The organism is Ruegeria sp. BC3, assembly GCF_056539265.1.
On record NZ_JBQFUP010000005.1, the window covers coordinates 230,659 to 243,678 of the forward strand.

12 protein-coding genes are annotated in these 13,020 nt (G+C 60.4%); 6 read left to right on the forward strand and 6 right to left on the reverse strand.

The genetic code is table 11. The features are described from left to right. Positions 1 to 27: 27 nt before the first annotated feature. On the forward strand, positions 28 to 954 hold the full coding sequence (gene argF / locus ACR0MV_RS15695) for an ornithine carbamoyltransferase (RefSeq protein WP_170426644.1): 927 nt from the start codon (positions 28 to 30) through the stop codon (positions 952 to 954). Here argF and ACR0MV_RS15700 read toward each other — a convergent pair. Both ACR0MV_RS15700 and ACR0MV_RS15705 read right to left on the reverse strand, forming a co-directional pair. Then, positions 951 to 1,550 carry a ferric reductase-like transmembrane domain-containing protein gene (locus tag ACR0MV_RS15700; RefSeq protein WP_480702743.1) on the reverse strand — a complete coding sequence of 200 codons (600 nt, stop codon included), beginning with the start codon at positions 1,548 to 1,550 and terminating at the stop codon, positions 951 to 953. The two genes, argF and ACR0MV_RS15700, sit on opposite strands and share 4 nt — an antisense overlap. 5 nt (positions 1,551 to 1,555) lie before the next feature. Then, the gene (locus ACR0MV_RS15705) at positions 1,556 to 2,044 is read right to left on the reverse strand and encodes a peptidase associated/transthyretin-like domain-containing protein (RefSeq protein WP_170426642.1); all 489 of its coding nucleotides are present in this window, start codon (positions 2,042 to 2,044) and stop codon (positions 1,556 to 1,558) included. A gap of 193 nt (positions 2,045 to 2,237) precedes the next feature. On the opposite strand from ACR0MV_RS15705, the gene ACR0MV_RS15710 reads away from it, so the two are divergent. The 3 genes from ACR0MV_RS15710 to ACR0MV_RS15720 all read left to right on the forward strand — a co-directional run bounded on the left by ACR0MV_RS15710 (position 2,238) and on the right by ACR0MV_RS15720 (position 5,193). Then, on the forward strand, positions 2,238 to 3,074 hold the full coding sequence (locus tag ACR0MV_RS15710) for a phytanoyl-CoA dioxygenase family protein (RefSeq protein WP_480702745.1): 837 nt from the start codon (positions 2,238 to 2,240) through the stop codon (positions 3,072 to 3,074). A 114-nt stretch (positions 3,075 to 3,188) separates the two neighbouring features. Beyond that, positions 3,189 to 4,151, forward strand: a complete 963-nt coding sequence (locus ACR0MV_RS15715) for a pirin family protein (RefSeq protein ID WP_170465435.1) — start codon at positions 3,189 to 3,191, stop codon at positions 4,149 to 4,151. 67 nt (positions 4,152 to 4,218) lie between these two features. Continuing rightward, positions 4,219 to 5,193: a 2-dehydropantoate 2-reductase gene (locus tag ACR0MV_RS15720; protein ID WP_480702746.1), complete on the forward strand. Its 975-nt coding sequence runs from the start codon at positions 4,219 to 4,221 to the stop codon at positions 5,191 to 5,193. On the opposite strand, the gene ACR0MV_RS15725 is transcribed toward ACR0MV_RS15720, so the two are convergent. The 4 genes from ACR0MV_RS15725 to ACR0MV_RS15740 form a co-directional block, all read right to left on the reverse strand. Then, positions 5,194 to 6,672 (reverse strand): inorganic phosphate transporter, encoded by a 1,479-nt coding sequence (locus ACR0MV_RS15725; protein WP_170426638.1) that lies wholly within the window; start codon positions 6,670 to 6,672, stop codon positions 5,194 to 5,196. A 90-nt stretch (positions 6,673 to 6,762) separates the two neighbouring features. After that, positions 6,763 to 7,221: an NUDIX hydrolase gene (locus tag ACR0MV_RS15730; RefSeq protein WP_480702747.1), complete on the reverse strand. Its 459-nt coding sequence runs from the start codon at positions 7,219 to 7,221 to the stop codon at positions 6,763 to 6,765. A gap of 110 nt (positions 7,222 to 7,331) precedes the next feature. Beyond that, positions 7,332 to 9,767, reverse strand: a complete 2,436-nt coding sequence (hrpB, locus tag ACR0MV_RS15735) for an ATP-dependent helicase HrpB (RefSeq protein WP_480702749.1) — start codon at positions 9,765 to 9,767, stop codon at positions 7,332 to 7,334. Between the two features lie 41 nt (positions 9,768 to 9,808). Further along, positions 9,809 to 10,513 carry a DUF3108 domain-containing protein gene (locus ACR0MV_RS15740; protein ID WP_480702750.1) on the reverse strand — a complete coding sequence of 235 codons (705 nt, stop codon included), beginning with the start codon at positions 10,511 to 10,513 and terminating at the stop codon, positions 9,809 to 9,811. An 84-nt stretch (positions 10,514 to 10,597) separates the two neighbouring features. Between ACR0MV_RS15740 and meaB the strand changes: the two genes are divergently transcribed. Both meaB and ACR0MV_RS15750 read left to right on the forward strand, forming a co-directional pair. After that, positions 10,598 to 11,575: a methylmalonyl Co-A mutase-associated GTPase MeaB gene (gene meaB, locus ACR0MV_RS15745; protein ID WP_480702775.1), complete on the forward strand. Its 978-nt coding sequence runs from the start codon at positions 10,598 to 10,600 to the stop codon at positions 11,573 to 11,575. Positions 11,576 to 11,722: 147 nt separating this feature from the next. Next, positions 11,723 to 12,871, forward strand: coding sequence for a Hint domain-containing protein (locus tag ACR0MV_RS15750; RefSeq protein ID WP_170426634.1), 1,149 nt, complete (start codon positions 11,723 to 11,725; stop codon positions 12,869 to 12,871). Positions 12,872 to 13,020 lie beyond the last annotated feature (149 nt).

Consider the following 13,020-nt stretch of genomic DNA (forward strand, 5'->3'; position numbering starts at 1 on the left):
ATACACTCGAATAAAAAGTGAACTGAAATGAACCATTTCCTGGATATCCACAAAACCGACGCGGCCGATCTGCGGGCTATGATTGATCAGGCGGGCGCAATGAAACAGGCGCGTCTTGGTCGCCCCAAGGCGGCGCTGGACGATGAACAACCGCTCAAAGACCGGATGGTTGCCCTGATTTTTGAGAAGCCTTCCACCCGGACCCGCGTATCCTTTGATGTGGGTGTGCGGCAGATGGGCGGCCAGACAATGGTGCTGTCCGGCAAGGACATGCAGTTGGGCCACGGCGAAACCATTGCCGATACCGCCCGCGTCTTGTCGCGCTATGTCGATATGATCATGATCCGGACCTTTGATGAGACCATTCTGACCGAGATGTCGGAATATTCCGACGTTCCGGTTATCAACGGCCTGACCGATCGTACCCATCCCTGCCAGATCATGGCGGATGTGTTGACGTTCGAGGAACATCGCGGCCCCATCGCGGGCAAAAAGGTGGTCTGGACTGGTGATGGCAACAACGTCTGCGCCTCGTTCCTGCACGCTGCAGGCCAATTCGGGTTTGACCTGACCTTTGCCGGCCCGGCTCAGTTCGATCCGGAAGAAGAGTTTATGGGCTTTGCGCGCCAGAAAGGGTCTAAGATCGTGGTGGAACGCGACCCGTTCAAAGCGGTCGAGGGGGCCGATCTGGTAGTCGCGGACACATGGGTCTCGATGCACGATTCCCAGTCCGCGAAGGAGCGTCGCCACAATCTGTTGCGCCCTTATCAGGTGAATGCCGAGCTGATGTCGTACGCCAAACCGGACGCGCTGTTCATGCATTGCCTTCCTGCGCACCGTGAGGAAGAGGCCACGTCCGAGGTTATGGACGGCCCCAACTCGGTCATCTTTGACGAGGCAGAAAACCGTCTGCATGCGCAAAAGGCTGTAATGCGTTGGTGCCTTGGCGTCTAAGCCCTCCGCCGTACATCCCAAACGCGCAGTTTGGCGAGCGCCCGAACGCTCGCCAATACGACCAGTGCGCAGAGCGCCCATTTGGTCATGATCTCCATTGTGCCTTCGATCAGCAGGGCGTGCACGACGCTGCCGACAATGGTCACCGCCGCAAGGCTTGTATGTCCCAACCTCCAGACCCGGAACCGTAGGCCCAATCTCTGACGGGCTAGGCCCAGCAGCGCGACGCCGAAAGCAGCCCACATGGCAGTAACGCCCCACGTTGAAAACGGTGTCGGGGACACAAACAAAAGCGCGTCGATCACGTCGGGCGGGCTGGTGATCCACAAACCGCCGACATGGATCAGGATCGCCGCGACCAAAGCCAGACCACACCAGCGGTGCCAGTGGCGACTGGTCACCGGGGACAAACCCGGCAACAAACGCCCAGCAAGCAAGGGCTGCATCAATAGCAGACACATCGAGATCACCCCCGCAAAACCGGCTACGATGTAGACCGGTTCACGCCAAGCGAGCAGCGGGCTGTTCGCCGCCGCGACGATCGGCACGGCCACCGCTAGGGTCACACCGGTCCAGATTGCCAGATTTCGCCGCACTCGGGTCAGGCGGGCTGCAGCACGAAATGCGCGGCCAGGGTTTTGTCCTTGGAACTGGCCATGATCGGACGCAAAAACACCGTTTCGAACTCGCCACTGTCATAGGCCAGATGACCGTGAGGTTGCCCAAATGCGGGCACGATCTGTGGCATTTCTAGCCGGAACTCTCCGTTCGCATCGGTGAGAGTTGCTCCGTGGCTTTGGGGGTCGCGCTCATGGCCTTCGGTGGTATGCGCCCAAATCTGGATGCGCTGACCGGGCAGGGGGGCTCCGTCACCGGCCCGCCGAACTGTGCCTGTCATCCAGAACCCACCGCCACCGATCCGATCCACGATTGGCGCGCCGGGGCGATAATTGTTGGACCCGCCGCGCATCGACGGGGTCGGGGCCACACCTTTGGCGCGTGCAGGCACCATCAGACCTGTTGCACCGGTTGCCAGCGCAGACGCACCGGTCACAATCAGAGAACGACGAGAGAACGTAACACCGGTCATGCAAACCTCTCAGTTTCACGCGTTAGAAGATGCCGCGACATGGTCGCGCATCAGTTCACGTTAAAGATAGCACGATTGGATTGCATTCCGAGGGGATGTGGGGTCGCTCGGCAAAATTGTGAATTCCTTTGACGATGACCCGGCCCCGATGCAATCCTGAACCCAGTCATTTCCTGTCAGGAAGGTCTGCGCCATGACTGCCGAAGACGCTGTATCAGACGACGACATCCGGGCCTTCCAACGTGACGGCGCCGTTGTCTTGCGGTCGAAATTTTCGGAAGACTGGCTAGCGTCGTTGCGCGAAGGTATCGATGCTGATCTGGCTCAGCCGACCGACAATTTTACCCGTCATACCGAAGACCCGAGCGCACCGGCGTATTTCGAGGATTTCTGGGCGTGGAACAAGATTCCGCAATTTCGGGATTTCGTTCATTCCTCGCCCTGCGCCGCGTTGGCGGCCCAATTGCTGGGCGCGCCTTCGATCAATCTGGTCATGGACAATTGGTTCCTGCGCGAGGCTGGGTCTACCTCTCGCCCGCCATTCCATCAGGACCTGTCGTATTTCGATTTCGAAGGCACCATGTGCGTGTTGTGGCTGCCGCTCGAGCCGGTCAGCAAGGACTATGGCATCGCCTTCGTCAAAGGCTCGCACCTGTGGGACAAACTGTTCATGCGGGTGCGGTTTGCAGATGGGCATCCCAGCTATGAACCTACCGAAGTCGCCGGGCAGACCTATCACCCGCCGCCGGACGTCAATGCCGATCCGGATGCGTACGAATTGCTGCAATGGGATATGGATCTGGGTGACTGCATCTTTTTTGACATGCGAACCCTGCATGGGGGGCTGTCCTCGGTCACTCCGACCGAAACTGTGCGCCGCTTTACGCTTAGGATGACAGCTCCGGATGGGGTCATCCGGTATCGTGGCGATTGGGCCAAGGATGAACGGGCGCAGTTCGAGGCCGCCGGTTACAGTGAAGGGGATCGGCTGGACGGGGATTTCTTCCCCAGACTTTGGCCGCGCGCCTGATTTCGTCTGCGTCCCGCCCGCACCAAGTCTGTGCGTCTGTGCGAATTGAAAGCGTAAAATACGGATTATATCCTGCATGTATGAACGAAACGCGCATGTCATGGGAGAGAAGGCATGAGTTGGAATCCGACCCACAACCCCGAATGCAAGTCCGAAAACGCATCGCTGGAAACGCTGATTATCCCACGCGCTCGCGATCTGGGCGGGTTCGAAGTGCGGCGCGCGTTGCCCTCGGTGAAACGTCAACTGGTCGGGCCGTTCATCTTTTTCGATCAGATGGGACCAGCCGAGTTCATTACTGACGGCGGCATTGATGTCCGCCCGCACCCACATATCGGCCTCGGCACTGTCACCTATCTGTATCAAGGCGAATTCGAACACCGGGACAGTCTGGGCACTCATCAAATGATCTATCCCGGCGAGGTCAACTGGATGGTTGCCGGCCGGGGCGTGACCCACTCGGAACGCACCAGCGAGGATACGCGGGGCAAACGGCACAGCCTTTTCGGTATCCAAACCTGGATCGCGCTGCCCGAAGCGCATGAGGATATGGCCCCTGATTTTGAGCACCACAAGCAGGGGGCGCTGCCCCATATTCAGGACACGGGCGTAAGCGCGCGGCTGATCCTGGGGTCTGCCTATGGTGAGACCAGCCCGGTGACGATGCTGTCCGAGACTTTCTATCTGGATGTCCAGCTTGAACCCGGAGCAGCATTTCCTTTGCCGGACAACCACGAAGATCGTGGGGTCTATGTCACCCAAGGTTCGGTCGAGATTGCTGGCGATACGTTTGATGAGGGTCGCATGATGGTGTTCCGGCCGGGCGATCATCTGTCGGTCAAAGCAGGACCGACGGGCGCGCGCCTGATGTTGTTGGGCGGAGCCACGTTGAACGAGGATCGGTACATCTGGTGGAACTTTGTGTCCTCATCGAAAGAAAAGATCGAAAACGCCACCCGCGAATGGAAAACGGCTGATTGGGCCAACGGGGCGTTCCACCTGCCACCGGGTGACGATCAGGAGTTCATTCCGATCTCGGAAGAACTCGAGCGCACAAGCCCGAGACTAGCACGCTGACCAAACGTCAGGGGGCCTTGTTCGGAGCCGCCATACCGGCAATCCTCGCCATCAGGGGAGGATTGAAATGAAGATCGTTATCGCAGGTGCTGGTAGCATCGGATGTTATTGTGGGGCTTTGTTGGCAGATGCGGGCCATTCGGTCACCCTGTTGGGTCGGGCCCGCATTCTGGATCCGATCCGTGACAACGGCTTGACCATCACCGATTTCTCGGGCTTGCGGCGGCATGTGAAGGCCGAAAGCTTGACGTTATCCGAAAGCCCGGAGTGCTTGTCCGAGGCGGAGGTTGTGATCGTTACCGTCAAGGCTGCTGCAACGGCAGATATGGCTGGCGAAATCGCGCGATTTGCCCCTCCGTCGGCCCCTGTGTTGTCCTGGCAGAACGGCATGGAGAACACCCGAGTTTTGCGCGCGGCCTTGCCCGACCATGACGTACGCGCCGGGATGGTGCCGTTCAATGTCGTCCCCCCAGAACCCGCTTGCTTTCATCGTGCAACGTCAGGAGAGATCGTGATCCAGTCCGGCCCCGGCGGTTTGGGGCAGGCTCTCAGTTCCACCGAGCTGCCGGTGATCGAAAGCGAACAGATCGAAGCGGTGCAATGGGGTAAGCTGGTCATCAACCTGAACAACGCGTTGAATGCCTTGTCGGGAATGACGTTGAAAGAGCAACTGATGGACCGCAAGTGGCGTGGCCTCATGGCAGATCAGATGGTCGAGGCTCTGACGGTGCTGCGTGCTGCGGGTCTTCCGGTGGCCTCGACCACTCCGTTGCCCGCCTGGATAACGCCACATATCCTGCGCCTTCCGACGCCACTGTTTAGCAGGATCGCTGCGCGTATGCTGACCATTGATCCCAGCGCCCGGACGTCGATGGCCTATGATTTGATGGCCGGTCGCGTGACGGAAATCGACAGCCTACAAGGCGAAATCATTTGGCTAGGGGCCCAGCAAGGCTGCCCTACGCCGATTTGCGAGAAGGTGCGCACGCTGATCGAGGGGACGCCAGGCAAGAGCCTGACGCCGGACCAAATCCGACCCTAATCAGGTAAACGCAGTCAGCATCCAAAAGATAACCGCCGACATGGTCGCCGCAGCTGGAACCGTGATGACCCAGGCCGCAACAATGGTCATGAAATGCGACCGGCGCACCAGTTTGCGGCGGCGATATTCTTCCACAGCCAAGCGTTGATCGGACGGGCGTTGGCGATTGGAGTTCGTCCGGCGTCGGTTCTGGTGCCATTCTCGATAGAACCCAACGCCGAACACAGCGCCCACTGCGATATGGGTCGAGCTGACCGGCAGCCCCAACCAGCTGGCCACAATAACCGTAATTGCCGCCGACAGTGCCACGCAGAAGGCGCGCATCGGGTTCAGCTTGGTGATTTGACTGCCGACCATACGGATCAGCTTGGGGCCAAACAGGAACAGGCCGAACGAGATGCCAAAGGCCCCGATTACCATCACCCAGGTTGGGATGGTCACTTTGGCGGCGAAATCTCCGAACTCGGCCGCATGCACGATCGCGGCCAGCGGCCCAACCGCGTTGGCCACGTCATTGGCGCCGTGAGCAAAACTCAGGAACCCGGCCGAGATAACCAGCGGTAAGCCAAACAGTGTTTTCAGCGATTTGGTGCGGTTCTCAAGCCCTTCGGATTTGCGGCGTACCCATGGAACTGTAATCGACCAGACCAACGCGCCCGAGGCCAGACCGATCAGCAAAGCCATCTCCAGATCGACTTTTACAAGTCGCTTGAGGCCTTTGACGGCCAGATAGGTGGCGAACGCTCCGGCCATAACGGCGACCAGTATCGGTACCCAACGACGCGCAGCTGCGATCTTGTCGTCCTGGTTCTGGATCTTCGCTTTGATCAGCGCCAGAAACCCTGCCGCAATCACCCCGCCCAGAACGGGCGAGATCACCCAGCTGGCCGCGATTGCGCTCATCGTACCCCAGCTGACCGCGCTCAGGCCTGCTGCCGCGATCCCGGCCCCCATTACGCCGCCCACGACCGAGTGCGTGGTCGAAACAGGCGCGCCCACCCAGGTGGCCAGATTGACCCACATTGCCGATGAGATCAGCGCTGCCATCATCGCCCAGATGAAGACGTTGCTGTTCTGGACCGAGGCCGGGTCGATGATACCCTTGGAGATCGTCGAAACCACGTCTCCTCCGGCCAATAACGCCCCGGCGCTTTCGGCAACGGCCGCAATGGCGATCGCGCCACCCATAGTCAGGGCATTTGCGCCAACTGCGGGGCCCATGTTGTTGGCCACATCGTTTGCACCGATGTTGATGGCCATGTAGGCCCCGAAACCGGCGGCCGCGATCACGATTAGTCCGCCTTCTGCCTGGCCAAACAAGACGGCTGCGGTCAGGCCTGCCAGCGCGATGAACGCAAGCGCAATACCGGGCGCCAGCATCGGGCGCGCGACATGAACATTCGCGTGCTCAATGCGCGAAATACGGTGCAGATCGCTGTCCAGCGCCTGCCAGCGGGTTTTTTGGTTTGCGTTCGACATAGGTTTTGACGGTGCCTTGGTTTGACAGGCGCACTTAACGACTGGCCGAAAGTGTTGCAACCAGCCTCACGGAACTTTGTTGGAAATCTGTTACAATTGCCGCAGTAACGCGCTCAGCTCCGGCTCTTCCACCAGATCAGCAGCTTTTTTTGGGGGAAACCACTTGCGTTTGCGTTGGTCGACCTCGGGGAAGTCATCCGCGAGCTCTGCAACATCTACACGGTAGACCGTCGCACGGACCGGTACGGCGGATCCGTCATTCAAGCGTTTGTCATAGCTGTAATGGCCGATGGAGTCGCGATGCAGGTGCTGCGGGCGAACCCCGGCTTCTTCCCAAGCCTCTTGCAGAGCGGCCTCGGCCCCGTCCTTGCCGTCCATGGGCCAGCCTTTCGGAATAACCCAGCGACCGGTATCACGGCTGGTGATCAGCAGAACCTCTTCGCCATTCTGACCGTCACGCATGCACAGGGCTGCAAACTGCACCCGATGTGGGCGCAGGATAAAAGGCCGGGCGACCTCTTCCCACATATTTCGCAGCCATGTCGTCATCGGTTAAGCAGTATTTCGCGTTTCCAAAAGTAAAGTGACGCGTCTTAACAGTTTATTTCGGATGCATCAATGTTTCTTCAAGGGGGCGCGAATTTCCCATTGGAAACGCATCAGTTCCGACGTTTGGCGCGCAGTGTTGGATCGGCTTGGGTCGGGTCTTCGGGCCAGGGGTGTTTGGGGTATTGCGCCCGCATGTCCTTGCGCACATCCGCATATGACCCTGCCCAGAACCCGGGCAGATCGCGGGTAATCTGGATTGGGCGTTGCGCAGGTGACAACAGCGTGATCTTCAGCGCCTCTCCTCCGATGACCGGATGTTGTGTGACGCCGAACAGTTCCTGCAGGCGGACCGAGATCTCAGGCACCGTACCGCCATAGTCTATCGGCACCTTGCGGCCCAACGGCGTCTGAAACGAGCCCGGTGCGCGACGGTCGAGTTCCTGTGTCTGCGTCCAATCCAGTCGGGCGCGCAGGGCAGGCAAAAGATCGAACCGCTTCCAATCGTCGGCATTGCGTTGGCCCGACAGCATGGGCAGCAGCCAATCGTCCAGCGAGTCCAAAAGCCCATCCAGCGAGAAATCCGGCAGGTCGACCCCTTCGGCCCGCACCAGTTCGACCCGTGCGGCCAGACGCGCGGCGGCCCCATCCAAACGCAAGCCCAGATCGCGAACGCCGTCCAGCATGGCGAGTGCGACGGCTTCATCCGGTGCGTCCTTCCAGATGCGGTCTTCCAATGTGATCGCGCCAAAGCGTTCCTGACGCCGGGCGATGACCCTGCGTTCGCGTTTTGACCAGGCGCAGGTGTCGACCCATTCGATCTGATCCGCGAAAAGCTCTCGAATTTCACGCTCTGAGATTTGTGCCGCCATGCGCACCTTGGCCTCTCGCGGGTTTCCATCTGTGTCGGTGACCACCAGATACGGGGCTGCAGCCAGAGTGTCGTCGCTTGCCAGCACCACCCCCTTGCCGCCCGACAAGACGTAACGCGGCACGTCGCCCTTGCGGCGCTGCCCGATGCGGTCAGGATAGGCCAGCGCGGCCATCGCTGCAGGGCCAAGCTCTGACCTGTCGCTCCGCGTTTTCAGTCGTTTGGTCTCGGCCTTGATCCGTTCAACGGTCCCCGTGTTGACCTGCCAGACCCGGTTGCGCTGAAATGCGCGCGGGTCGCGCATGGCCTCAAGTCGCAACAGCAGATCCGCCGGTGCACCTTTCAGTGGATCCCGCTCGGCCATCAACGCGGCCAGCGGGGCGGCATCCGCACCCGCCGTCACCAACATATGACCCAACCGCGGATGCAGGGGCAGGGCGGACAGCGCCTGACCGTGATCGGTGATCCGCCCTTTGGCATCCAGTGCGCCCAGCATGGTCAACAGCGCCCGGGCTTCAGCCATTGTGCCTTCGGGGGGCTGCGTCAGAAACGCCAGATCGTCTGGTTCAGCTCCCCAAAGCGCCAGTTCCAGGGCAAGGCCGGTCAGGTCGGCTGCTTCGATCTCGGCTGGTGGGTAGGCGGACAACGCGCCTTCTTCACCCTTGGACCAAAGGCGATAGCACACACCCTCGGCCACGCGCCCGGCACGGCCCGCGCGCTGGGTTGCCTCGGCGCGTGTTACCCGCTCGGTGACCAGCCGCGACATGCCCGAGCCCGGATCGAACCGCGCCCGACGAGCCTGCCCCATATCAACAACAACACGGATATCCGGAATGGTCAGTGAGGTTTCTGCGATCGAGGTTGCCAGCACCACCTTGCGCCCCGTTTCGGCCGGGGCAATTGCGGCGCGCTGGGCTGTGAATGGCATCGCCCCAAAGAGCGGCCTTACCACGCAGTTGCCGGGCAATCGGCTGGACAAGGCAGCCTCGGCCCGGCGGATTTCGCCCTCACCGGGTAGGAAAACCAGCATGCCGCCTTCTGTTTCGCGCTGGGCCTGAACGACCAGATCAACAAGCGCATCCAATCGCCGTGCTTGCGCCCCTAAAGGCCGATCCAGCCATCGAGTTTCAACCGGATAACTCCGCCCCTCGGATGTGACGAGCGGCGCGTTCATCAACTGACCGACGGGTTCCGCATCCAGCGTCGCGGACATGGCCAGCAGGATCAGATCGTCCCGCAGTGCTCCAGTGACCTCAAGGCACAGGGCAAGCCCGAGATCCGCGTTCAGCGACCGTTCGTGGAATTCGTCGAAAATCACCGCACCGACACCGGGCAGATCGGGGTCCGACTGCAGCATTCGTGTCAGAATACCCTCGGTTACCACTTCGATGCGGGTTGCGTTGGAAACCTTGGCCTCTCCGCGGACCCGATAGCCAACGGTGTCGCCCGCGCGCTGACCAAGTGTTTCCGCCATCCGCTCTGCTGCGGCGCGTGCGGCCAACCTGCGCGGTTCGAGCATGATGATCTTGCCCTCACACAGATTGGCCTCGAGCATCGCCAGAGGAACCCGCGTGGTTTTGCCCGCGCCCGGTGGAGCCTGCAGAACGGCTCTGCCATTGGCTTCAAGGGCCGCAAGCAAGTCAGGGATAGCGTCATCAATGGGCAGGCGTGGAGTCATTCGCGCTTTATCCGCCAACTGCGGGGCGAGGTCCAGTTCCGCTATTTCCGAACAACAACTGCCGCGCCATAAATCGTCTGCGCTTCGACGCGCGTTGCCCGCATCACATCGCCGAAAGGCACATACGTGACCGACACCGGAAAACGGCTGCCGGTACGCAGGTCGCCGGGCGGGTAGCCTGCCAGCCGGGTGAATGCGCCCAGACAGCGGGTTCGGCCGTTTTCTTCAATTCTTCGGGTCAGGGCGATTTCGGTCAGCCGCTCACCATCAAACAGCTTTTGCCGTAGCGTGCACAGCGAGGCTGCATCCTGATCCCGCAACACCATGAAGATACCCGTCAATGGGTCCACCGCACCGCGCTGTTGTGCATCAGTCACCGCATACTCGCCGCGATCGCTGATCTTGGGGCCGCTGGCCCGCGCGATGCCGTTTCTGTACTGCAGTCGAACACGGGATTCGCGGCGTCCAGTGTCCATATCCTCGACGTATAGTCGGGGGAAGAATCGGTTCCCATCTCGCCTGCCTTGGGATTCAAGCACGAAACTCACGCGCCTGACCGCTCCGGCCAGCCCGGTTGTCGACAACCGTCCCCGAACCGCATAGCTTGAGGCGCTGAGGTCTGAGGTCAGCGCCATCTCGCCCACCTTCACACCCAGTGCGCGCAGGGCAAACCGGCTTTGTTCGGCGATGCCCGTTGTGGGCAGGCAGAGGATCAGCAGCAACACACAGATGCGAAATGCAGGCATTGGGTACGTTTCCTTGATGCTCCGGTCTGGACAAACTACCCCGCGGGGCGGCAAGTAGTCATGCCGCAAGAGATCGGGGTCGGAATGGAAATAGACAGCCTAGGTGACAAGATTTTGAACGGAGACCGGCGTGCGCTGGCCCGGGCAATCACTTTGGTGGAAAGTGGCCGTGCCGATCACCGTGCGCAGGCGTCGGAATTGCTGGCGCAACTGGCCAAGTCCGGGCGGCAATCGCTGCGCATCGGGTTGTCGGGCACGCCCGGGGTCGGCAAGTCCACATTCATCGAAAGCTTCGGCATGATGCTGATCGCGCAAGGGCTGCGCGTGGCGGTGTTGGCCGTCGATCCCAGCTCGGCCAGATCTGGCGGGTCTATTCTGGGCGACAAGACCCGGATGGAGCGACTGAGCCGCGAGAGAAACGCCTTTATCCGTCCGTCGCCCAGTCAGTCTCATCTGGGCGGTGTCGCCCGCCGCACCCGCGAGGCGATCGCTTTGTGTGAAGCCGCTGGGTTTGACGTGGTGCTGATCGAAACTGTCGGTGTCGGGCAGTCCGAGACGGTGGTCTCTGAGATGTCCGATCTGTTCCTGCTGTTGCTGGCCCCGGCCGGCGGGGACGAGTTGCAGGGCGTCAAACGCGGCATCATGGAGATGGCCGACATGATCCTTGTGAACAAGGCTGATGGTGATCTGAAGGCAACAGCCACCAGAACCTGCGCGGACTATGCCGGTGCCCTGCGCCTGCTGCGCAAACGTCCGCAGGACCCCGAAGGGTTTCCCAAGGCGATGACCGTATCAGCGGTCGAGGAACACGGGCTGGAACAGGCTTGGGACGAGATGCAGGCCTTGTCTGGTTGGCGGCGCGAGGCTGGCCACTGGGAGTCAAACCGCGCGGCTCAGGCCCGGTTTTGGTTCGATCAAGAGGTGCGGCACGCCCTGCTTTCCCGACTGGACACGCCAAACGCCCGGGCCGAAATGGATCGGCTGGGATCCGCAGTTGGACAGGGCAGCCTAAGCCCCAGCGTGGCGGCTGACAAAATGCTGAGCATCCTGGCAACACAATAGACGTGACGGCGTCGCAAAGGTGGCAAGTTCCCGGAAGCCATGTATTCTGGCTCTGAACACACTTTTTGATTGCGGCGTTGATGAGTGGAAGGGTAGGCGGCCCAGGCCAGGATACGCCGCAAGATAATCGCATCGGGGAAAGCCGAAATGCCCGATATCAATGGCACGCCTGGTGCTGACAATATCGACGTTACGGGCGATCAGGGTACGCTGAATGGCGCACCGCAGGGGACGCCGATCGATGATATTCGCGCGCGGGGCGGCGATGACGAGATCACGGTTGTCAGCAGTACGATCTCTGGCAATGTGCGCGGCAATGCGGGAAATGACACCATCACGGTGTTCAACGCCGAGATCGGCGGGCAGCTGAACGCTGGACGAAACTCGGACACGGTCACAGTTTACGACGCTTTGATCGGAGACATTCGTCTGGGGCAGGGCAATGACACCCTGAACTTTATCCGAACCGAGGTCACCGGCGATGTTAGGGGCGGCGGCGGTCAGGATTCTCTCAACCTGCCTGTGGGCACTGTTGTGACCGACGCCAATTTCGGGACGTTCACTGTTGTCGCGGGGCAGTCTTACTCCCTGTCCAGTGGCAGTTTCGAGCTGCCCTCAGGTATCGTGGTTTTCTACAGCGGGTTTGAGAATGGTACAGGTTTTTTGTGCTTTACCCGTGACACCCTGATCCAGACACAGAACGGGCCCGTTCCTGTTCAGGACCTTCGAACTGGCGACAGAATCAAAACCCAAGACAATGGTCTGCAACCCATCCGGTGGATCGGACGCCGTCGATTTGGCAGTGCTGTACTGTCCGATGATCCAAGGCGCAGACCCGTGCGCATTCTGGCCGGGGCGCTGGGCGGAGGGCTGCCCGCCCGCGATTTGCTGGTATCGCGGCAGCACCGCATGCTGGTGCAGTCGAAGATCGCCGAGCGCATGTTTGGTACGTCCGAGGTTTTGATCCCCGCGATCAAGCTGACTGCTGTGCCTGGTGTGTTCGTTGACGACTCGGTCGACAGCGTCGAGTATTTTCACCTGCTTTTTGACCAGCATGAGATTGTCTTCGCGGAAAACGCCCCCAGTGAAAGCCTGTTTACCGGTCCCGAAGCGCTGAGGACACTGGATCCCGAAGCGCGGCGAGAGATTTTCGATATTTTTCCCGAGCTGGCCAAAACCAGCCATGCTCCCGAACCTGCCCATTTTATCCCAAAGGGCCGACAGCAGTCGCAACTGATTGCGCGGCATTTGAAAAACAATAAACCTCTGTTGAAGGACCGGTTGCACACCCGCTGACAGGAATATGGTGTGGGGCTAAAGAATCCGCGTGGTGTGTCTTGACCCTTCCGGCGATTCCCACTACACGCATCCAACCAGTTTTCGGGCGCGACTTCGGGTTGCGCCCCTTGTGATTTGGCCGAGGGCATCTGCCCGGCCTCCAGAAA

Excerpts from the sequence above, each read along its gene's own strand:
- ACR0MV_RS15720 (WP_480702746.1), top strand. The coding sequence starts at position 4,219 with ATGAAGATCGTTATCGCAGGTGCTGGTAGCATCGGATGTTATTGTGGG.
- ACR0MV_RS15725 (WP_170426638.1), bottom strand. The coding sequence starts at position 6,672 with ATGTCGAACGCAAACCAAAAAACCCGCTGGCAGGCGCTGGACAGCGAT.
- ACR0MV_RS15730 (WP_480702747.1), bottom strand. The coding sequence starts at position 7,221 with ATGACGACATGGCTGCGAAATATGTGGGAAGAGGTCGCCCGGCCTTTT.
- argF (WP_170426644.1), top strand. The coding sequence starts at position 28 with ATGAACCATTTCCTGGATATCCACAAAACCGACGCGGCCGATCTGCGG.
- ACR0MV_RS15705 (WP_170426642.1), bottom strand. The coding sequence starts at position 2,044 with ATGACCGGTGTTACGTTCTCTCGTCGTTCTCTGATTGTGACCGGTGCG.
- hrpB (WP_480702749.1), bottom strand. The coding sequence starts at position 9,767 with ATGACTCCACGCCTGCCCATTGATGACGCTATCCCTGACTTGCTTGCG.
- meaB (WP_480702775.1), top strand. The coding sequence starts at position 10,598 with ATGGAAATAGACAGCCTAGGTGACAAGATTTTGAACGGAGACCGGCGT.
- ACR0MV_RS15710 (WP_480702745.1), top strand. The coding sequence starts at position 2,238 with ATGACTGCCGAAGACGCTGTATCAGACGACGACATCCGGGCCTTCCAA.
- ACR0MV_RS15740 (WP_480702750.1), bottom strand. The coding sequence starts at position 10,513 with ATGCCTGCATTTCGCATCTGTGTGTTGCTGCTGATCCTCTGCCTGCCC.
- ACR0MV_RS15715 (WP_170465435.1), top strand. The coding sequence starts at position 3,189 with ATGAGTTGGAATCCGACCCACAACCCCGAATGCAAGTCCGAAAACGCA.
- ACR0MV_RS15750 (WP_170426634.1), top strand. The coding sequence starts at position 11,723 with ATGCCCGATATCAATGGCACGCCTGGTGCTGACAATATCGACGTTACG.